Origin of the sequence: Paenibacillus sp. JGP012 (assembly GCF_014203995.1) — a bacterium.
GTDB classification, from domain to species: domain Bacteria; phylum Bacillota; class Bacilli; order Paenibacillales; family Paenibacillaceae; genus Paenibacillus; species Paenibacillus silvae.
On record NZ_JACHKG010000005.1, the window covers coordinates 328,825 to 347,610 of the forward strand.

At 45.7% G+C, this 18,786-nt stretch carries 18 protein-coding genes; 2 read left to right on the top strand and 16 right to left on the bottom strand.

Annotated elements, in window-relative coordinates:
- Window position 1: 1 nt before the first annotated feature.
- From HNR77_RS09710 to HNR77_RS09730, 5 genes are all read right to left on the bottom strand, one after another.
- The gene (locus HNR77_RS09710) at window positions 2-685 is read right to left on the bottom strand and encodes a hypothetical protein (RefSeq protein WP_184183044.1); all 684 of its coding nucleotides are present in this window, start codon (window positions 683-685) and stop codon (window positions 2-4) included.
- A gap of 16 nt (window positions 686-701) precedes the next feature.
- Complete coding sequence (locus HNR77_RS09715) at window positions 702-1,730, bottom strand: SAF domain-containing protein (protein WP_184183058.1); 1,029 nt, start codon at window positions 1,728-1,730, stop codon at window positions 702-704.
- Between the two features lie 36 nt (window positions 1,731-1,766).
- Window positions 1,767-3,038, bottom strand: a complete 1,272-nt coding sequence (locus HNR77_RS09720; RefSeq protein ID WP_184183059.1) for a hypothetical protein — start codon at window positions 3,036-3,038, stop codon at window positions 1,767-1,769.
- Window positions 3,039-3,053: 15 nt separating this feature from the next.
- Entirely contained in the window at window positions 3,054-4,118 is a 1,065-nt protein-coding gene (locus HNR77_RS09725; protein ID WP_184183061.1) for a nucleotidyl cyclase domain-containing protein, read from the bottom strand.
- 755 nt (window positions 4,119-4,873) lie between these two features.
- Window positions 4,874-6,040 (bottom strand): Gfo/Idh/MocA family protein, encoded by a 1,167-nt coding sequence (locus HNR77_RS09730; RefSeq protein WP_184183063.1) that lies wholly within the window; start codon window positions 6,038-6,040, stop codon window positions 4,874-4,876.
- Window positions 6,041-6,151: 111 nt separating this feature from the next.
- On the opposite strand from HNR77_RS09730, the gene HNR77_RS09735 reads away from it, so the two are divergent.
- Window positions 6,152-7,033, top strand: coding sequence for an AraC family transcriptional regulator (locus HNR77_RS09735; protein ID WP_184183065.1), 882 nt, complete (start codon window positions 6,152-6,154; stop codon window positions 7,031-7,033).
- Window positions 7,034-7,123: 90 nt separating this feature from the next.
- On the opposite strand, the gene HNR77_RS09740 is transcribed toward HNR77_RS09735, so the two are convergent.
- The 4 genes from HNR77_RS09740 to HNR77_RS09755 form a co-directional block, all read right to left on the bottom strand.
- Window positions 7,124-7,891: a DUF3600 domain-containing protein gene (locus HNR77_RS09740; RefSeq protein ID WP_184183067.1), complete on the bottom strand. Its 768-nt coding sequence runs from the start codon at window positions 7,889-7,891 to the stop codon at window positions 7,124-7,126.
- A complete protein-coding gene (locus HNR77_RS09745) occupies window positions 7,878-8,471 on the bottom strand; it encodes a sigma-70 family RNA polymerase sigma factor (RefSeq protein ID WP_184183069.1) in 594 nt (197 codons plus the stop codon). The genes HNR77_RS09740 and HNR77_RS09745 overlap by 14 nt, the downstream gene beginning before the upstream one ends.
- A gap of 244 nt (window positions 8,472-8,715) precedes the next feature.
- Window positions 8,716-9,504 (bottom strand): TrmH family RNA methyltransferase, encoded by a 789-nt coding sequence (locus HNR77_RS09750; protein WP_184183073.1) that lies wholly within the window; start codon window positions 9,502-9,504, stop codon window positions 8,716-8,718.
- 26 nt (window positions 9,505-9,530) lie between these two features.
- Window positions 9,531-10,193 carry a potassium channel family protein gene (locus tag HNR77_RS09755; RefSeq protein ID WP_145406545.1) on the bottom strand — a complete coding sequence of 221 codons (663 nt, stop codon included), beginning with the start codon at window positions 10,191-10,193 and terminating at the stop codon, window positions 9,531-9,533.
- A 168-nt stretch (window positions 10,194-10,361) separates the two neighbouring features.
- Here HNR77_RS09755 and sspI point away from each other — a divergent pair, with 168 nt between their 5' ends.
- Window positions 10,362-10,595 carry a small acid-soluble spore protein SspI gene (gene sspI / locus HNR77_RS09760; protein WP_184183075.1) on the top strand — a complete coding sequence of 78 codons (234 nt, stop codon included), beginning with the start codon at window positions 10,362-10,364 and terminating at the stop codon, window positions 10,593-10,595.
- A gap of 202 nt (window positions 10,596-10,797) precedes the next feature.
- Here the strand turns inward: sspI and HNR77_RS09765 are convergent, their stop codons facing one another.
- The 7 genes from HNR77_RS09765 to liaF all read right to left on the bottom strand — a co-directional run bounded on the left by HNR77_RS09765 (window position 10,798) and on the right by liaF (window position 18,760).
- Window positions 10,798-12,381: a peptide chain release factor 3 gene (locus HNR77_RS09765; RefSeq protein ID WP_184183078.1), complete on the bottom strand. Its 1,584-nt coding sequence runs from the start codon at window positions 12,379-12,381 to the stop codon at window positions 10,798-10,800.
- 373 nt (window positions 12,382-12,754) lie between these two features.
- The gene (locus HNR77_RS09770) at window positions 12,755-13,153 is read right to left on the bottom strand and encodes a DoxX family protein (protein WP_184183177.1); all 399 of its coding nucleotides are present in this window, start codon (window positions 13,151-13,153) and stop codon (window positions 12,755-12,757) included.
- Between the two features lie 421 nt (window positions 13,154-13,574).
- Window positions 13,575-15,125, bottom strand: a complete 1,551-nt coding sequence (gene zwf, locus HNR77_RS09775; protein ID WP_184183080.1) for a glucose-6-phosphate dehydrogenase — start codon at window positions 15,123-15,125, stop codon at window positions 13,575-13,577.
- A gap of 177 nt (window positions 15,126-15,302) precedes the next feature.
- On the bottom strand, window positions 15,303-16,088 hold the full coding sequence (locus HNR77_RS09780; protein WP_184183083.1) for a YwmB family TATA-box binding protein: 786 nt from the start codon (window positions 16,086-16,088) through the stop codon (window positions 15,303-15,305).
- Between the two features lie 263 nt (window positions 16,089-16,351).
- A complete protein-coding gene (locus tag HNR77_RS09785; protein WP_111273191.1) occupies window positions 16,352-17,020 on the bottom strand; it encodes a response regulator in 669 nt (222 codons plus the stop codon).
- Window positions 16,962-18,077: a sensor histidine kinase gene (locus HNR77_RS09790; protein ID WP_184183086.1), complete on the bottom strand. Its 1,116-nt coding sequence runs from the start codon at window positions 18,075-18,077 to the stop codon at window positions 16,962-16,964. The genes HNR77_RS09785 and HNR77_RS09790 overlap by 59 nt, the downstream gene beginning before the upstream one ends.
- Before the next feature lie 35 nt (window positions 18,078-18,112).
- Complete coding sequence (liaF, locus tag HNR77_RS09795; RefSeq protein WP_111273193.1) at window positions 18,113-18,760, bottom strand: cell wall-active antibiotics response protein LiaF; 648 nt, start codon at window positions 18,758-18,760, stop codon at window positions 18,113-18,115.
- Window positions 18,761-18,786: the final 26 nt, after the last annotated feature.

Below are 18,786 nucleotides of genomic sequence, written 5' to 3' on the forward strand. Positions count from 1 at the left end.
GCTAATTACTCCTTTCGGCCCGCTTCCATAATGCATTAACCTTAGACATTTCCTGTCCTGAGATGAACTCTATTACTTGTTTAATGACAAATTTATAAGGACTAGACATGCGTTTGACCATTACGGTGCTTTTATATTGATTGATGATTTTTAATGTTTGGTCCCGTTCATCCGGGTAATAGATCAGGCTTTCCTTCCACAATAACGGCAGGTCATCCAGCAAACTGTTCAGATATGTTTCATCCAGATGATTACTCACCTCATAGATAACTTTGGTTACAGGTAATTTAACGGAAGACAACTTTTCTCCTTGAAAATAAGCCCGAATAAGTTTTACATTTTTCTGTATTACCGGATTCTCGTATGACGTTACAACGTAGACGTAATCCACCTCCGGCCAGCTCTCCAATGCCTGCTCGTCATTACAATCAATTAATACAAAGTCATACTGTGAATCTCCCAGATTTTTCTTCAGGCTCTCGTAAGAGTGAATATCCTCCAGCACATCAAATTGATCATGTGTATGCAAGTTGAGAGTCTCGTCCATTTTGGGAAATACATATTCGTAGTCCCTATGCCGGGTAGCATCCACAAGCAAGACTTTGTGATCTAGAGATAACAATTTTCCAAGGTACATCATAAAATCTGTTTTATCATAGTGTCCGATCACAAGTATTTGTTTCATGTTGGTATCTCCTCGTTTACTGTCCGGGTTCTCTTGTATTGCCATCTTTAAAAATGCCTGGGTCTGAAGTGGTATTTGCTGCACCATCATTGCCTTGCTGACTCAATCCTGAGGATCCATTATCCATCAATGAATTATCCTGCTGGGCATTCGGTGTTTTTCCTTGTCCCTCTGTCTCAGTGATGTATTCTCCGCTATTCAATTCAGTGGTATTACGCCCGCTAATATACTTCTGACGATCTTCATCACTCATGGACCTTAAATCCTGTTCGAGCTTGGCACGTACTTGCCGTTCAAGTGCAGATGTCGCTATCCCTACAATATTTGGATTGGATTCAATGAGATCCAATACTTTGGAATTGGATGGATAGTTCGGTATTGCAGCCTCTTGCATGTAAGGATCAACATAACTTAGCGCATATATTGATGCATCGTTGATGTATGCATCCACAATCGCACTGGACATCGTCAAAATTTCCTTCTCGCTCAGCTTGTACCATATCGTTCCATTGTTTAAATCTTCGACTTTTTTCTTCGAAAGCACTATGTAATCCTGACCGGTCGCAAAACGGATCCGTACATCTACAAACTCATCTTTCTTCAATTTCAATGGAAGTCTTACAAGGCTAAATTCCTGATTCCTAAGGTCTTTTGGTGTTATTCCATCCTCAAACAACATTGTGCTCGTAATAATAGAATTTTTTTGCATATCTATTTTTATTCTTTTGCCTACAATATCAGCTTGCTCGGCTGTATTCTGCGGAACAGTACTAACAGGTACAACAAGTGATGTGACATCATTTTCTGTTATAAGATCACCCGCCTTATGGTTATCATTTAAGACAGTCACTCTCATCTTGTCCTCGTTTAATTTCTTCTGGGCATCCTGAAGCTGCTGTTCAAGCTGTACTGTTCGTTCTAAGTACCTTCCTTGAATATATTCAATGATGAAATATCCTGCGACAACACATATAAAAAGAACTACTGCACCTCCAATGGAAGCGGACAGAAGCAGCTGTTTCTGTCTAAATCGAATCTTTGACATAATGAACCCCTCTCAATCTAACATCATTAAATCCAATTATATTTTTATAGCTAAAAGAATAATTAGCACAACAATTATCAAAATACATAAGCCGAGAATTCCATATAACATGGATTTGGAGGATATCTTTTTGCTATCACCCATATAACTTTTCATGAGTTTATTCAATACCGACTCCGTGTCACTTTGGTGCTTATAAGGGTCTGCATGAGGCGGAATACGATAGACCAGATTGCCTGGAAGCTCTTTACGTATATCCTGAATGCTCAGATTTTCAACGAACGGTATACAATAAACCCAATTCGACTGATCCATTTTTTTATGTATATCTCTGAATCTTCGGATCTTCCCTTGACGCCAGTCACTGCCAGCACCCACTACAATATTTACACTCGCCCGATAAAACTCTTTACTCCAGTCGCTTTCTTCAAAACCTCCGATATCTAGAATTAGATAGTCATGACCTGCTGTAACTAAGTGATTTATGTCCAGCTTGCTATTGTTTTTGTAGTACTCCACACCTTCAATTGTGAAATGCAGGTTGTTGCTTTTAAAGTCCGGTGTTCCTTCATAAGCATTCTCAATGGCTGTAAAGTCACTTGATGCGTTTGCTTCTACCAAACCTACAGAATAGCCTTTCCGCTTCAAATAATTAGCTATCAGTATACTCTGATGAGTTGATCCCACTTTGGACTCCACACCCATAACCGCTACGAGAATAGTCCCGATAATGCGATCCTTAAGAATGATTCTTTCTTGAATCGGTACATCTGGCAGCTCAAGATCCATTACATCAGAAGAGTCGAAGCCCCCCGATGAGGTTAACTTAGCAGTATAACGATAGATTCGCTCCTTCACATTCTCCATTTCAGAATCTGTCGATTCCCAGTCATCCTGGGATTGAGATGCAGCGTTCATCCCCCCTTGATTCCGCTCAGGCAATAAATTACGTAGAGCCGGAATAATGGATTTGGGCTTCGTACCTGGTGAGGTCGTCACCACGTTTATTCCCATGTCGGCCAATTCATGAACGACTCCATCATCTTCATAACGATCAAGAGCTATAGCAATGATTTTCGTATTAGGGCGTATTACTCGATACTGACTAATTCCCCGCAGGAAGGTTTGAGCATCTGTACAATCGATATCTGTAATAAATGCATTAATGTTGATCCTCGCAACAGCTTCACAAAATTCAACAAACTGTCCGCCTTCAAAGCGTCCCGTTTTCTCAAAGCTAACATCCGTATTCCCTATAGCCTCATGTACCAGTGCAGAAGCTTTACTGGAGATGATTACTGCGTTCACTGTGTTCTGCCCCCATTAGTCTGCTAATATTTTACTTTGATCCAGATCAAAAATTTTGTTTACTCCATTTTGCTTGGTTCGAATAGCCCCTTCTCTTGCCTCAGAGATCAATTCATCCAGAGCAACACCAGATTTGGTATCCATGTATCCGATAAGGACTGTACTTGAAGCCTCCACATCAATCTTCATTCTTAGGGAGTTAACCAGTTCAGACAGCGATATGTTTGCACTTGTTATTAAAGCAGTCATAGCATTGTTTTGATAACGCCCGGCAAATCCCAATCCATCTAATGCTCTCCCTACGGCTCTACCTGCTCTTCTCAGTGACTCTTCCTCGGAAATGTGAGCTGAAAAATTTTGAATTTCTATGTATAGCACACCTGTCGTTTTACCACTTGATAAAGCTTGATTAGCCTGATGTACAAAGTGCTTTTGTGTAAAAAGTCCAGTAAGTTCATCTCGGGTTGATGTATATGTAGCTGCCTGCATAACGCCAATAATTTTCTCAAATATCATCAAAAAGACTGTAAAGCTAGCAAACGCACTAAAGATCATGCCTAACTCGGACAACAATTCATACCCGGTAAATGCTCCTGCCAGGTGAAGCAAATATTGTATAGAGAATAGAATCGTAAGCATAAAGTATTTAGGGTTAACACCAACTTCTGGAAAAATCCTGATTAGCGTGAAGAGGGTAACCCCGACAACTGCCAGAAACAACAGAAATGAGCTCATCTGTACGGGTAAAAACAAAGACATCGCTGCTGTAAGCAAAGACACGGCGGTTCCGCCTAAGTGAACATAAAGTTTGTCCGTGCTCTTGTAATAAAGACGAAACAGAGCAATTTGAGTGATCACTATTGATGCTGCGTATAGAGACATAAAAAACATATTAACCACAAAGAGCTTAGCAGACATTAGTGACATTCCGATGTTGGAGAACAGCATCAAGGAAAAGGCAACCAAAAATTTAAGATACGTTGGATTTCTCCACTTCCTGTACATGAACAGTCCAACGATAAATAAAACGCAGTTAACAGAGAGTAAAAAACCAGAAATAAACCTTTCAAGGTCAATCATACCTGTATCACAACCTACTTTCTTGAAAATATGAAACATTTCAGGAAATATAATTTTCCAATTTTAATTTCATTTTTCCCAGTTGAAATATATTATATTTTTATGAATATGTGGTTCATTATACCTACATTTTGGATAAATAAGTAACTCCAAATAAGATCATAGCTTCATTTTGGCAATTTTACAACATTTTTTTGTTATTTATGACCAAAAATGACTAAGTATATAGTCCTTGTGTCACAAATTGGTCCTAGTCTTTTTTTTAATCTCAGATTTATTTTCCTTTTTTATTTCCATCAACTAATTTATATTTGGGAAAAGAAGGGTAATATTTAATAAAATTCAATACAAAAGACTACTGTATAGCGCTATACAATAGTCTTTTGTATTGAATATTTTCTTTATTTCGTAAATTAGTGCTCATCAAATTACTGAATTCAAATAGACTCTTGTTTTAAAAAATCTTGCTTTATTCTATATATCATTTGCGTTCACGTGTAAAATTTGAATAACTAAATTCATCTAACAATTGATATCATGCATAAAAATGAACATCAAACTGTCTCTTCTTTTTCAAAAGAGGTCATCCGTGCCTTACCTATTTCCCCCTACTTGTTTTATAAGCTAAATAAAAAAACGCAACTTCGTCACTTTACAAAATCAGATCATTTATTTGTTATATATGGTCTTATTTGATTAAATTCTACCTGCTCATTATTAATAAACTTTCACAGATCCCCTTGTATACTTCCCTCTTACTCTGCATCCAATTTGCGTCCAAGCGTAATACCCAAATCCTCGAAATTCTCGATCGATGATTTTTTCTCATAAAAATGAACAGTTTGCTTCATCATACTTTCTCTGGAATAAAACGCATCATTCGATGGTATTGGAAACGTCACCTTCTCCCCCGTACTTGCTGACTTATAAATGGCTATAATTAATTCCAAGGTATCTCGCCCACTCTCTCCATCAACCAAGATCGGAGCTCCTGTCTCTACAGCATGAAGTACATTCTCAATCTGTCCCGTATGACCTGAGTATATGACTTCAGGCAGTTCGTCAAACTGCCGCTGCAGCTCCTGTTCAAGCTCCCGATTAGGTTCAGGGAATCCATTGCTGCGCGAGGTCGATGCGACCACTTTCCAGGGTGCAGACACCCGAGCTTCTTTCCCTTGAAAAATTAACTGCTGCTCCTCTCCGTGATGTACCACGGAACTTGTAATCATGCCGACTGCCCCCTGGCCGAATCGAAGCATGGCCATTGATATATCCTCCACCTCGGCATTATTATGTGCCGTGTTCGCCATCATGGCCCGCACTTCAATCGGCTGCCCCATCATCCAGAGCATGGCATCCATGTGATGCACGGCATGATTAAGCGTACATCCACCGCCCTCCTTTTCCCAGGTCCCACGCCACCACAGATCATAATAGTTATGCCCCCGCCACCAGTAAGAGTCCACCTGAACATGGAGAATCGGACCTATGAGCTTGCTGTCAAGCACTCCTTTAAGCTTCATCATCGGGGTTGTAAACCGGTTCTGTGCAACAACAGACAGCAGTTTGCCGCTCTCTCGCGCAGCTTTCAGCATCTGATCCGCTTCCTCGAGTGATGAAGCCATCGGCTTTTCAACCAATACATGCTTGCCCGCCCGCATGAAATCACAAGCGATGGAAGCATGCGTATATGGTGGTGTGCAGACCGATACAAGATCAATGTTGATGTCGGTGTGCAGCAGCTCTTGAACAGTTGCCACCGCCACTGCCTCCTTGAGCCTGTATTCACTAATTCGCTTTTGTGCTTTTTCCACATACACATCCACCACAGCTACAATCTGGCATCGCTCTGGAAACTTCATATACGCTTCAATATGCGCCCCGCTAATTGCACCGGCACCAATAACAGCTACGTTGATCATCAATTCCACTCCTCCCTTAGTTCTTTCACAATACATCAGAATAAAGCGCTTTTATGCGCAGATCCTGTGATAAAATAAAACTATCTTGCGATCAAAGGGAGGTTGCTTTTTTTGTCTCATATCGATCATGAACAATTTCGCTTGATGTGGCGGCGCACAACTAAAACTACTTATCGTGAGGTTTTTCACGCTCATTCCCAATTAGAATTAACCTATATTCATGATGGTTACGGACAGTTGATTACCGAGGGCCATGCCTTTCCACTCGAACCGGGGATGCTCATGATTTTCCGGCCCTTTCAGCTGCACCATGTACAGATGCAAGTATCGAGCAAGCACCCGTTTATTCGCACAGTGCTTATGGTAGAGCTTGATCTGCTGCAGGAATATTGGCCGCACTTCATCACCACACACCATTTCACATATCACATTCTCAATGAGCAGATATCCACTCCCCCGCTATCTCTGAAGCCTGATGTCCCACTTATTCAGCTTTTTGAGCATTTTGGTAAGCAGTATCCAGACTTGTTGCCCTATGAAGCGGCGGAGGATGCCTGTCTTTTCACACTAAATATACTGACGCAACTTCGCTATTTATGGAAAAGTGAAGCCCATTCCCCTCATTCGCACTTCTCAGATCAGACAACAATTCGCTCAGGTTTTATGAATCCCCATGCCGAGGCAGCCATGCAGTGGATTGAGCAGCACTATGCAGAGCCTTTTCGTATAGAGCATATAGCAGCTGAACTTCATCTGTCCGTCTATCACTTATCTCATTTGTTCAAAAAAGAAACGGGCAACAGCATCATGGCATATGCTCAAGCCACACGTATTCGTCACGCCTGCGTACTGCTAAGCCGTTCAATCTTGTCCATTCCCGAGATCGGCCATCGTGTAGGCATATCCAGCACCTCTTATTTTTGTAAAGTATTCCGAAAAGCAACGGGCACCACACCACATCAATATCGTTTGAGAATGAGAGGAAGGGATTAGCCAGAGATTAGCTAGTAGCGAATAGCTAGCAAATTAAGCTTTAGAATCCCCTGATTCCCGAGCTTACCCAAGCTGTCTGTGTACCGTGCATCAGCGCACATCCAGCCCCAGCTTTTCCAAATATACACCCATCCGTTCTGTTAAATGATCCAGATCGGACCTCTGATCCTTGGACAATCGATCCATGTGATAAATTCCGTCCGGGTCTTCCACGATCGCTTTGTACTTATTCATCTGTTCATATACCGATCTGAAGTCAGCATACTGTTCCTTCGTAAACATCTTTTCTGCCTTTGTAAACTGCTCAGTCCAAAATGTTTCTTCGTCCATTAGTCTCGGTGAAACCGGTATAGCCTTAGAAGACTTGCTCTCTAACCCTTCCAGCTTATCAAAGAACGGCTGGAGCTCAGCCACTAATTCTTTATACTTTTCCTGTTCTGCCATACTCCAGCTCTCTGGATTCAACTCCCCTTGAGCGTCTGCATGAGTCAATGCGATCTGTCCAAATTGTTTGAGCAGCCCCATATACAGCTCGAATTCATTTTCCGTAAAATGAGCCTTGGCCGTCTGCAGCTTTGCTTCCAATCGTTCGTAATCTGCTGCTGTCCCACCTAATGAGGTGATTTGATCTTGCGATCCATATATGCTGTCTGCCAAGTATGTATACCCCGCGTAAGCTCCAGTAGGAATTAGAAGCACTGCCGCCAGCAGCATAGTCACCCGCCATGTTCTGCTTCGTTGCACACCAGGCTTTTTCTTCCGAACCTTATTCATTACATTATGTTTGATACGAGCTGAGATCATCCAATTCTTTGTTTCCTCCTGATATGCCGTTCGTAACTGTTCATCCAATTTCATTTGCATTATCCACCTTTCGTGCAATTTCGGAAAGCCGTTGCTGTTTCATTCTCAGCTTGGTGAGTGCAGCATGAATTCGAGATTTCACTGTACCTAGCGGAATATTTAAAATGTCAGCGACTTCTTCTTGGCTAAACTCATTGAAATAGTGTAAAGTAACGACCTGCTGCAGCTTGTAAGGCAAACACTGCACCTGATCCAGTAGGTGACGGTTCGCCAGTCTATGGATAAGGTGAGTTGAAAAGTCAACTTCCCTATCCTTATCGCGATTCATCTGCTCAATTCGCTGCCTGAATTGAAATTGCATCAGTTTTCTGCGTCGATAATTTTTGACCTGTCTCATGCTGACTCCCATTAACCATGGCCAAAAAGCCCGCCCAGTGTCATAGCGCGCCAAGGATCGATACGCGTGGATATAAATCTCTTGTACCAAATCCTCCGCATCCGCCGCATCACGAACCAGAAAACGAACCGTGCGATACACATCCGCTACCGTCTTCTCGTATAACTCTCCGTAAGCCTCATGGTTACCAGCCAAGGTTAGCCTCACCAATCGTATGTACTCGTTCTCCTCACTCATTTTCCATCCCCTTTCTCCTTACACTATATATTGGTTTTAACAGGCGATATCGTTCGATTTAATTTAATAAGTTCACTCTCCATAAAAATAAAACCTATTCCGTACCCTTCAATTGAAGGTGGAATAGGTCGTTTGTCGTCCACTAAAGAAGACTGGAAAGCGCTCAGGGAAAGCCCTCATTTTTTTCCAGTCTTAAGTCAATGGGTGAAGCTAATTATGGATGGATACGGATTGATATTATTTATCAACCCATCCGCTGCCGCATCGCCTCAAACAGCAAAATCGTTGCCGCCATCGCAGCATTGAGCGACTCGGCTTGGCCCTGCATCGGAATCGTAATTGCGTCATCTACAAGCTGTGCTGTAGTGTCAGAGATGCCTTTGCCTTCGTTTCCAATGACAAGCCATACCGGCTGTGTAAAGTCATAGCTATAACACGAATATTCTGCTTGCAGTGAGGTGCTGACCAGCCTCACACCTGAGGACTTTGCTTCAGCCAGCAGCACTCCCAACTCTCCCTCTACAATAGGCAAATGGAACAATGAACCCATTGTCGAACGAATCGTCTTGGGGTTATATACATCCGCACAGCCAGCGCCAAGCACGACTCCTGCCGCTCCGGCGGCATCCGCACTGCGAATAATGGTACCCACGTTGCCGGGATCCTGGACCCCGTCCAATACAACAACAAGACCTGAACGCTCCGCAATCAGGCTCTGCAGCGGCTCTGTGCTTTTCCGCACAATTGCAAATACCGGCTGAGGTGTCATCGTATCCGTACATTTAGCGATAATTGCAGGCGATACACTAACCCACTCTACTCGTTTCAGCGGATTCTCCAAGCCAGCGAGCTCCACCGGCACCCCCTGCTCTCCATCGTACACGATGCACTCCAGATCGGCTCCGGCACGCAGTGCTTCCTGTACGAGATGAATGCCCTCGATTATATATTTATGCTGACGGGTCCGATGCTTTTTCTCCAGCAGCTGGGCCCATTCTTTTACACGTGTATTTTGCGGTGATACAATATCCATCGTTCCATCCTTCCCGAATTCCCATTTCATTTCGGATATGCCAGCTCCAGCTTGGTGAGATGATCCTTGTGCCCTACAATAACCAGCACGTCTCCATCTACTATCCGATCCTCGGCATATGGAGAGATGTTCATCGATCCACCGCTCTTGATCGCCATGACGTTACAGCCAAATCGTGCCCGGATGTTCAGCTCCAGCAGGTTTTTGCCGATCATCTGCTCCGATGCCTTCATCTCCAGAATGCTGTAATCCTCAGACAACTCAATATAATCCAGAATGTTCGGGGATGTCAGGTGATGCGCTACACGCAGCCCCATATCCCGTTCCGGGTAGATCACCTTGTCCGCACCAATCTTCTGCAGCACCTTGCCATGCAGCTCATTCTGAGCTTTCACGATCAGCACAGGTACACCCATGTCCTTCAAAATCAGCGTTGTCAGAATGCTGGCCTGAATATCCTCGCCTATCGCAACAACAACTACATCGAAATTGCGAATGCCCAGCGCGCGCAGCGCTTCTTCATCCGTTGAGTCTGCCGATACCGCATGAGTCACCACATTGGACATTTCCTGCGTCCGCTGCTCGTTTGCATCAATCGCCAGCACGTCAAATCCCATGCCGCTGAGTGCATTGGCCACACTTGAACCGAACCGTCCCATGCCAATTACAGCATATTGTTTCTTTGCCATCAGGGTCTTTAACCTCCCGCTGCATTACGGCATGACGCACCTCTTCCGGTACGATGCCAACGTAAATAATCCTTCGTAGTATACCACAAAGACGGAGAAACTTGAATGCGCTCACCCTCCACAGGGAACAGTAATACAGCAGCCGAATAATACGAGGAGGGAAATGCGATGCCCATTACATTAAGCCTGCGTGAAGCGATTGTTCATAAGGTTCATGACAAAAGTGATGACCAACTGCGAGAGATGATCGAAGGTTCAGTGGACGGACCTGAGGCAGCACTGCCCGGACTAGGCGCCATTTTCGAAATGATCTGGAAGAACACCGAACCTGCCAAGCAGGACGAACTGATTCAGATCGCGCAGGAGCATCTGCACACCATTCCCGTTCAGCCGCTTCGCTAACCGAAGCACTGAAAGACGAAGGGAAACCATCAAACCGTTTGTTCTGTCTGCGAAAAAAACTCTCCCTGATCGGCAGTTTCATACCTGCCTTAAAGGTAAGGGTAAAGCAACAATCCCTCCACCAAACGGCGGAGGGATTGAATTATTTAAGCCTGCGTGCGTGTATAGTCGCATAGTCGCTCAGAACGATCTAATTTTCCCATTAAGGCGCAGTTTCGAGGAACTTTGCTGTCGGATTTTTGTCTATAGCCGTTCTCATCGCATATTCGTTCTCGAACAGAACGACGTAGTTTCCTTTTTTATCCTTAACCAGCGCGGAATTAATCCGGAATTTGCTCGGGTCCAGATTCTCATCTACAATCCAGCGGGCAAACTGATACGGCATCCGCTGCAGCTGCACATCTACCCCGTATTCACCCTTCATCCGGTATTCAAATACCTCGAACTGGAGCTGACCCACTACGCCCAGAATGGTCTCATCAAAGCTCACCGTGTTAAATACCTGGATCGTGCCTTCCTCTGTCAGCTGATCAATCCCTTTTTGATATTGTTTGTGCTTCAACGCATTTTTAACCGTGACTTTGGCAAAAATCTCTGGCGAGAACGTTGGCAGCTCATCAAACACCACTTCACTGCCTTGGCTCAAAGAGTCTCCAATTCGGAAAATCCCCGGATCAAACAGACCGATAATGTCGCCTGCATACGCCTCTTCGACAATATCCCGATCCTGTGCCAGAAACTGCTGCGGCTGAGACAGCTTGATTTCTTTGCCCACACGATTATGCTTCACGCTCATGCCACGCTCGAACTTGCCGGATACAATGCGCAGGAACGCAATTCGGTCACGGTGCGCCGGATTCATATTCGCTTGAATTTTGAATACATATCCGCTGAATTTCTCATTGGTCGGATCAATTTCACCTGCTGTACTGCGACGCGGCTCTGGCTTGGGAGCCAGCTCAAGGAAGTTCTCCAGGAACGTCTGCACACCGAAATTGTTAATCGCACTGCCGAAGAAAATCGGTGTCAGTTCACCACGCTGTACCTTTTCCATATCAAACGGATCACCTGCAACATCCAGAAGCTCAAGCTCCTGACACAGCTGTTCATGCAGGTATTCACCCGCCATCTCACGAATAATCGGATCTTTGTAGCTTTCAACCTTCTGCACTTTAATCGTGGAGTGATCGTCACCCTGGAACAGCTCCACCTGATTTTTCATCCGGTCGTATACACCGCACAGATCGCGTCCTGTTCCGATCGGCCAGTTCATTGGCACAGAGCGGATACCCAGTACGTTCTCCAGCTCCTCCATCAGATCAAACGGGCTTTGTCCTTCACGGTCCAGCTTGTTAATAAACGTAAAGATTGGAATGCCGCGCTTCGCACACACCTGGAACAATTTAATCGTCTGTGCCTCGACACCCTTTGCCACGTCAATCAGCATGACCGCACTGTCGGCAGCCGTCAGCGTACGATACGTATCTTCACTGAAGTCCTGGTGACCTGGTGTATCCAGAATGTTAACCCGATGACCCAGATAGTCAAATTGCATGACGGAAGACGTAACCGAGATCCCCCGCTGTTTCTCAATTTCCATCCAGTCACTTGTCGCGTGTTTGCTGGCTTTCCGAGCCTTTACTGTTCCCGCAAGACGAATCGCGCCCCCAAACAACAGGAGCTTTTCGGTTAAAGTCGTTTTACCCGCATCCGGGTGAGAGATAATGGCAAACGTCCGACGTTTGTCCACTTCCTGTTGCAGAATGTTGTTTGCAGCTTTGCTCATAGCGTCTATCCCTTTCGTCCGTTCATTCACGTTAATCCGGCATATGCCGGTCCATTATTGCAAGTAGCCAAACCTTAGTAAACTTATGCCACAAGGCAAAGCCGGTTGTCTATTCATTCACATGTCGTCCCCATAATTGGAAGTACACGATAAATTCATTTTACACATTTACAATGGAGTTCATCCTTTCAGATTGGGCGCTTCCATTCCTGTTTCGTCACTCGTTCTCAATTCAACTCTCCTATTGTACCATAATCTGTGCCGAAAATAACCGATTACCTTCCCCAACTTCTACACTTTTCTTCGCAAAAAAAAGAACCCTTCTGCCATACCTGGCATCCGGGTCCTCTCATTCCTTGCAGATTATTCGATTTTAGAAAATCAGTGCATCCAGCGCATATTGCCCGCCGCCTGTCAGAGCAAGGGCTACTCCCAGTACGAGAATCGCCAGATTGTACTCGAATCCGTTCTGTGTGGACCAGTAGCCGTTAGCACCATGCACTTTCACAATAGCGATCACCATGGTCAGTGCAATCAGAATGCCGCCTACCGGTGTGAGCAGACCCAGCGCCAGCAGCAAGCCTCCACCAAATTCCGCAAGACCTGCCAGCAGAGCAAGCAGTGTGCCCGGCTTCATGCCGATCGATTCAAACCAGCCGCCAGTCCCTTTAATACCGTAACCCCCGAACCATCCAAACAGCTTTTGTGCCCCATGCGCCATAAACGACAAACCAATCACCAAACGAATTAACAACAACCCTAGATCCAACATCATCTTCTTTTTCCTCCATTCGATAATTACAAAATAGTATTCTTAGATTAAAGATATTATGCCAATTTTTTTCATGATTCTGTCTGCCGCAAACCCCTTCAACTGGTTTACCTTTTATCTCATGAATGCTCCGCTGATTCGGAATATTTTATTTTTGTGTGGCCCGAATGCAGCAGGTCATTTGCGTAACTCTTTAACTCATGTGTTGAGTATAAGTTATATACTTACTTTTTGTCAACTACTTAAATTTAATTATTTTTTTTCCTTCTGATGGAGCTGCCTTTCTGCTCCGTTTTCCCCTTTGAGCTCAACCGAAAAAAAGCCCGGAAATACCGCATCTTTCTTGCGATCTTCCGGGCTTGAATAACCGTTGAACTCTGTTTAATCACATATACATCCTTATCTTCACATGCTCATGACCTTAACCATTTACATGCCAAACGACACTGTCCTCATCCTGCCCGTTTACCGGCCACCAATGGAAACCATCCTGCTCCAGCAGCTTGCCTGTCGCCTCTGGTCCCCACGTGCCTGCCGGATACGTGTGCAGCTCGCCCTGATTCCGCCCCCAGGCAGCTGCAATGCGGTCCACAAAAGACCAGGCTGTCGCCACTTCATCCCAGCGGGTGAAATACGTGGAATCGCCTTCTGCTGCATCGTGCAGCAGGCGCTCATAAGCCTCGGGCGAGTTGATTCCGATCATGCAGCTCTGGCAGAAGTCCAACGCCAAGGGCTGAATCTCGGAATCCGAGCCCGGTTTCTTGGCATTGATTTTGATATAAATGCCTTCCATCGGATTCACCCGAATGACCAGCAGATTCGGCTCCAGCTTATATTTTTTACCGAGATATACGTTATTCGGCATCGATTTGAACTCAACGACAATCTCCGTCGTTTTCACCGGCAGGCGTTTGCCTGTCCGAATATAGAACGGCACTCCTGCCCAGCGGAAGTTGTCTACAAATACACGCGCAGCAAAATACGTTTCTGTATTGGACTCCGGATCAACCTTGTCCTCCTGGCGATACCCCGGAAGCTGTTTTCCACGGTACTCCCCTTCCGTATATTGAGCTCGCACCACATTGTTTCGTACATCTTCATCTGACGTAAACTCCCGCAGGGAACGAAGCACCTTCACCTTCTCATCACGGATATCCTCCGGGAACAAACGGCTTGGCGGCTCCATCGCAATCATCGTCAGCATCTGCAGCATATGGTTCTGCCCCATATCGCGAAGAGCGCCAGAATGGTCATAATAACCGCCACGCTCCTCCACACCCACCGTCTCACCCAGCGTAATCTGCACGTTAGCAATATGTTTGTTGTTCCAAAGCGGCTCAAAGAACGCATTACCGAAGCGAATGACCTCGATGTTCTGCACCATTTCCTTGCCCAGATAATGGTCAATCCGGAAGATTTCCTCTTCCTTGAACACTTCGCGAATCTGCTCGTTCAGCTTCTCCGCTGATGGCAGATCATATCCAAACGGCTTCTCAATCACCAGACGATTCCATCCTTTTCCCTCCAGCATCCCGCCATCTCTCAAGCTGTAGGACACACTGCCGAACAGCTCAGGAGCCAGTGCCAGATAGAACAAGCGGTTGCCTGGTGTTTTGAATTTGGCTTCCAGCTGCTCCGTCTGCTCCCGCAGCTCATGAAACCCGTCTACGTTGTTAATATCCAGTGATTTGTATTCAAAATGCTCGGCAAAAGCATTCCATTCTTCAGGCTCTCCTGCCGGATAACGGCAGAACTCCTGAATGGATTCAAGAAGATCGTCCCGAAACTGCTCCTGTGACCTCGGACGCCGGGCTACGCCAATGACCGCAAAATCCTCGGCAAGCTTGCCCTCACGGTATAAACTATAGATGGCCGGAAACAGCTTCCGGCGGGCCAGATCGCCCGTCGCTCCAAAAATGAAAAACACTGCACCTGGTGTCTGCACTTCATTTTGCATCTGTTTATTATCCATAGGCTCCTCTTTCTTCCGGGAGGACTCTTCTTAGTCTGCTTCCCGAGCTATGTAATAGTGTTCATCTGCTCTGCTTCTGACAGGCATCCGACATCGACCATCCAGTTTCTTCCTGGATGTGATGCCATTTTAGCATATCACCTCGCCGGATGCACTATACTTCATTACCTCCACCATTCAATATTCAATCGTGATGATTGGAAAACCTACCGTAACTCGAGCAGCCTGCTGCCCACTCACTTGATGCACCGCAAGCTGCATATTTAATCGATGTGTACCGCTTTGAATTTCCAGAGGCAAGTCAGCCGCCTGATAGGAAATGCTTGCTGTTGCTTCATCCTCATACCGCTCCACAGCCCTCATCTTCATTGTACGGGAAAGCTTGGCTTCCATCACTGCGAGTTGTCCATCTGTCTTTGGCTTTATATCTATCGCTGTTTCATCCACCATACCCTGCACCGACATATTCCAGCTCGCCTTCATGCCCAGCTTCTCCATCACTTCTGCCATCTGCCCATGCCATGTTAACAATGCATAACGGTCCAGATTCCTTCCTCCAGACAGCTGCACAATAATGTAATAGCCTTCATCGTCCGTATCCACTGCGTTGAGCAGCACCCGGGTGCTTTGGCCTGATATTTCAGCTCCGATTGTACCCTCACTGCGATACACCTGATGTCCGTTTTGCCACATCTGCACTGGTGCCGCGAGTCCGAGCTCCAGGGCCAGCTTCATCGCATGCTCCTGAGCGTTCCCCTTCCCCCCAGCCTGCCACTTGATCACCAAGCGATCCGTACGGTCGATCATCGAATCTGCTGTATGCAGCAATTTCTCCAGAGCCGCTGTTTCGGATAAGGACTTTGCTGCCGTCATATTTTCCGCATATACCTGTGCATGTGTAACACTGATTAAAATAATAATTGCCACTGCAATAATGCCTGTCGTCATCCAACGATTCAACAAGTGAATCCCCCCTGCTTCTTTCTCCCATTCTATGAATCTATCAACCAGCATGCCCTCTTTCAGACGGGTTTATACAGCCGGGGGACTTCCCCCCTTGTCCTTCACTACTAGCCTCTCAATTTTCATGCAAAACAAAAAAAGCTCCTCTGCCACGTAAATGCAGACTGAGCTTCCTGTTATAATCAAGCTTCATGATCATCTTGCTTTTGCATATTCCAACATTCCCGATACGGATGGATCTCTTCCCATTTCACATACTGCGTCTACTCGGCTAAACCATTTTTGTACGCATAGATTGCTGCCTGTGTCCGGTCATCTACTCCAAGCTTGGCAAGCAGGTTGGTTACATGGAACTTCACCGTTTTGATGCCGATAATCAGTTCATCCGCAATATCCTGATTGGACTTGCCTTGAGCGAGCAAGCGCAAAACATCCATCTCCCGATCGGTAAGCTCCTCGTGCAAAGGCGCAGCCGCTTGTGGTTGTCTAAATCGATTCATCATTTTGGATGCTACCTGTGACTCCAGCACAGACTGACCGCGGGCAGCTGCACGAATGGCGTCAGCAACTTCATTGGCTCTGGACGTTTTCAGCAGATAACTGAAAGCTCCGGCTTCAATGACCGGATACATCTTCTCATCATCCAGATAACTGGTCAACACAATAACCTTGCATTCCGGGTTGATCTTGAGCACCTGACGTGTAGCTTCGATACCATCCATGCCTTCCATGACAAGGTCCATCAGCACTACGTCAGGCTTATACTCCTGCGCAAGCCGAATGCCTTCCTCTCCACTTCCTGCTTCACCGATGACCTCGATGCCATCCTCCGTATCAAGCACAGCAGCAAGACCGATACGCACCATCTCATGATCATCCACGAGCAATACTCTGATCGACGATTCCGTCTCCGTTTCGACTTCCGGTTCCATTGACATCTTCTACCTCGCTTTCATCGTTCATCACAGGGATCGTGATCTCAATTCGTGTTCCTTTACCAGGGGCCGTCACAAACTGGATAGCCCCACCAATCTCCGTCACCCGTTCCCGCATATTTGCCAAGCCATATGAAGCCTGCTTCTGCTCATCCAGATCAAAGCCCTGCCCGTCATCCCGAATCAACACACGAACCGCATCCATTCTGCGCTGCAGACGAATTTCCATTTTCTCAGCCTTCGCATGGCGCAGTGTATTCGACATGGCTTCCTGAATGATTCGGAACAGATGATTCTCGATTCCTTTAACCAGGTGGATATCTTCGTCCATCTCCAGCACAATCTCCATCGGCACTTTGGTTTTCAGCTCCATCACAAGATCACGCAGACCCTGTTCCAGATGTTTACCCTCCAGATAAACCGGACGCAGATGCAGCAGCAGTGCTCTCATCTCGGACTGGGCAACCGAAGCCATCTCTTCAATCAAAGCGACCTGACGCTGCGCCCTTTCAAAATCCTTCCCCATCTTCCGTCCTACCGCCGTTGCTGTCATCGAGATTGCAAATAACTGCTGTGACACCGCATCATGCAGCTCACGTGCGAGCCGCTGGCGCTCTTCTACAATGGCTGTAATTCTGGCCTGCTCTGCCAGCTGCGCATTGTTGGTGGACAACCTTTGAAGGGAGGATACCTGATCCTCCCACTTCTTGCCGATCCGGCCAAGCTGCTCGCTTAGCCGCCCCACATCATCCTCACCGAGATCGGGTACGGTACGGGATAGAGAGCCCTTTTCCCATTGCAGCAGGGTTTCCGTTAACAATTCAAGCCTGCGTTTGACCCTGTAGCTCTGATAAAATCCAAAAATGGCACCAATGCCAATCAGCAGCAAAAGCAATGCGAGCCCGGATTGAATCAGATGACTCCAGCCTTTAAATGGAGCCAGATATCCATATGTATACAATACATATAAAACAACAGCAAGCACAATGAAAACAAGGAGGACCCCTTCGCGCATACTTCGGGTAACCATGTCAGTATGTTTTCTGTCCTTCAATCGGGATTCCTCCTTTTCTTCATTTATTCTATTTACTACGGATTACGAATGTTTAAGTCGCCAACAATATAAGAAATAACGAATTTCACTTTATGTTCACTGGATTCGTACCCAGGGGTTCTCCATACTAATTTGTTCATCATACCGCTGTCCTGCTCGCCAAGCAGATTGATTCTGCCAAACAGCACTGATGCTTCAATCTCGACGCCATAATCCTCAGGCAGGGTCAATCGTACATTCCCCATAACACCCTGCAGCAGCACAATGGTCTGCTTCTCTTCCGGAATCGAGAGAGACAGATCGGCATTAACTTCGCCAATGGCGTGCCACAGACTCATGCTGCGCAGCCTCCAGGAGGATTGATCCCAGTAATAACGGGCCATGAAATTCTGCTTTTTCCATACATAATCATGAAAATGAATCTTTTTATTTTTTGAATAAAAATACGCTAATGAGGCAAGTACAATCAAAAAAACAATCATCAAGTTATCCAGCAGCAGCAGGGCTGCACCTATGCCTAGATAACGATAACCTTTATGGGTATCCCCTTTGCGAATTTGAAGCATACCCACCGTTAACAGGATTAGTGCAGCAGCGGTCAGCAAATTCATATGCCGATTAAACAGCATCAGCATACCCACTATAATAATAATAATCGCAAGCCACTGGCTTTTTCTGTTCATGCTGCCGCACCTCCTCTGCAAATCAT

What these genes read in the sequence shown, in the direction of transcription:
- HNR77_RS09715 (WP_184183058.1), bottom strand. Translation starts at nt 1,730, where the DNA reads ATGTCAAAGATTCGATTTAGACAGAAACAGCTGCTTCTGTCCGCTTCC.
- sspI (WP_184183075.1), top strand. Translation starts at nt 10,362, where the DNA reads ATGCCCATTACATTAAGCCTGCGTGAAGCGATTGTTCATAAGGTTCAT.
- HNR77_RS09785 (WP_111273191.1), bottom strand. Translation starts at nt 17,020, where the DNA reads ATGGAACCGGAAGTCGAAACGGAGACGGAATCGTCGATCAGAGTATTG.
- HNR77_RS09740 (WP_184183067.1), bottom strand. Translation starts at nt 7,891, where the DNA reads ATGAAATTGGATGAACAGTTACGAACGGCATATCAGGAGGAAACAAAG.
- HNR77_RS09750 (WP_184183073.1), bottom strand. Translation starts at nt 9,504, where the DNA reads ATGGATATTGTATCACCGCAAAATACACGTGTAAAAGAATGGGCCCAG.
- HNR77_RS09745 (WP_184183069.1), bottom strand. Translation starts at nt 8,471, where the DNA reads ATGAGTGAGGAGAACGAGTACATACGATTGGTGAGGCTAACCTTGGCT.
- HNR77_RS09765 (WP_184183078.1), bottom strand. Translation starts at nt 12,381, where the DNA reads ATGAGCAAAGCTGCAAACAACATTCTGCAACAGGAAGTGGACAAACGT.
- HNR77_RS09730 (WP_184183063.1), bottom strand. Translation starts at nt 6,040, where the DNA reads ATGATCAACGTAGCTGTTATTGGTGCCGGTGCAATTAGCGGGGCGCAT.
- zwf (WP_184183080.1), bottom strand. Translation starts at nt 15,125, where the DNA reads ATGGATAATAAACAGATGCAAAATGAAGTGCAGACACCAGGTGCAGTG.
- HNR77_RS09725 (WP_184183061.1), bottom strand. Translation starts at nt 4,118, where the DNA reads ATGATTGACCTTGAAAGGTTTATTTCTGGTTTTTTACTCTCTGTTAAC.
- HNR77_RS09770 (WP_184183177.1), bottom strand. Translation starts at nt 13,153, where the DNA reads ATGTTGGATCTAGGGTTGTTGTTAATTCGTTTGGTGATTGGTTTGTCG.
- HNR77_RS09710 (WP_184183044.1), bottom strand. Translation starts at nt 685, where the DNA reads ATGAAACAAATACTTGTGATCGGACACTATGATAAAACAGATTTTATG.
- liaF (WP_111273193.1), bottom strand. Translation starts at nt 18,760, where the DNA reads ATGAACAGAAAAAGCCAGTGGCTTGCGATTATTATTATTATAGTGGGT.
- HNR77_RS09755 (WP_145406545.1), bottom strand. Translation starts at nt 10,193, where the DNA reads ATGGCAAAGAAACAATATGCTGTAATTGGCATGGGACGGTTCGGTTCA.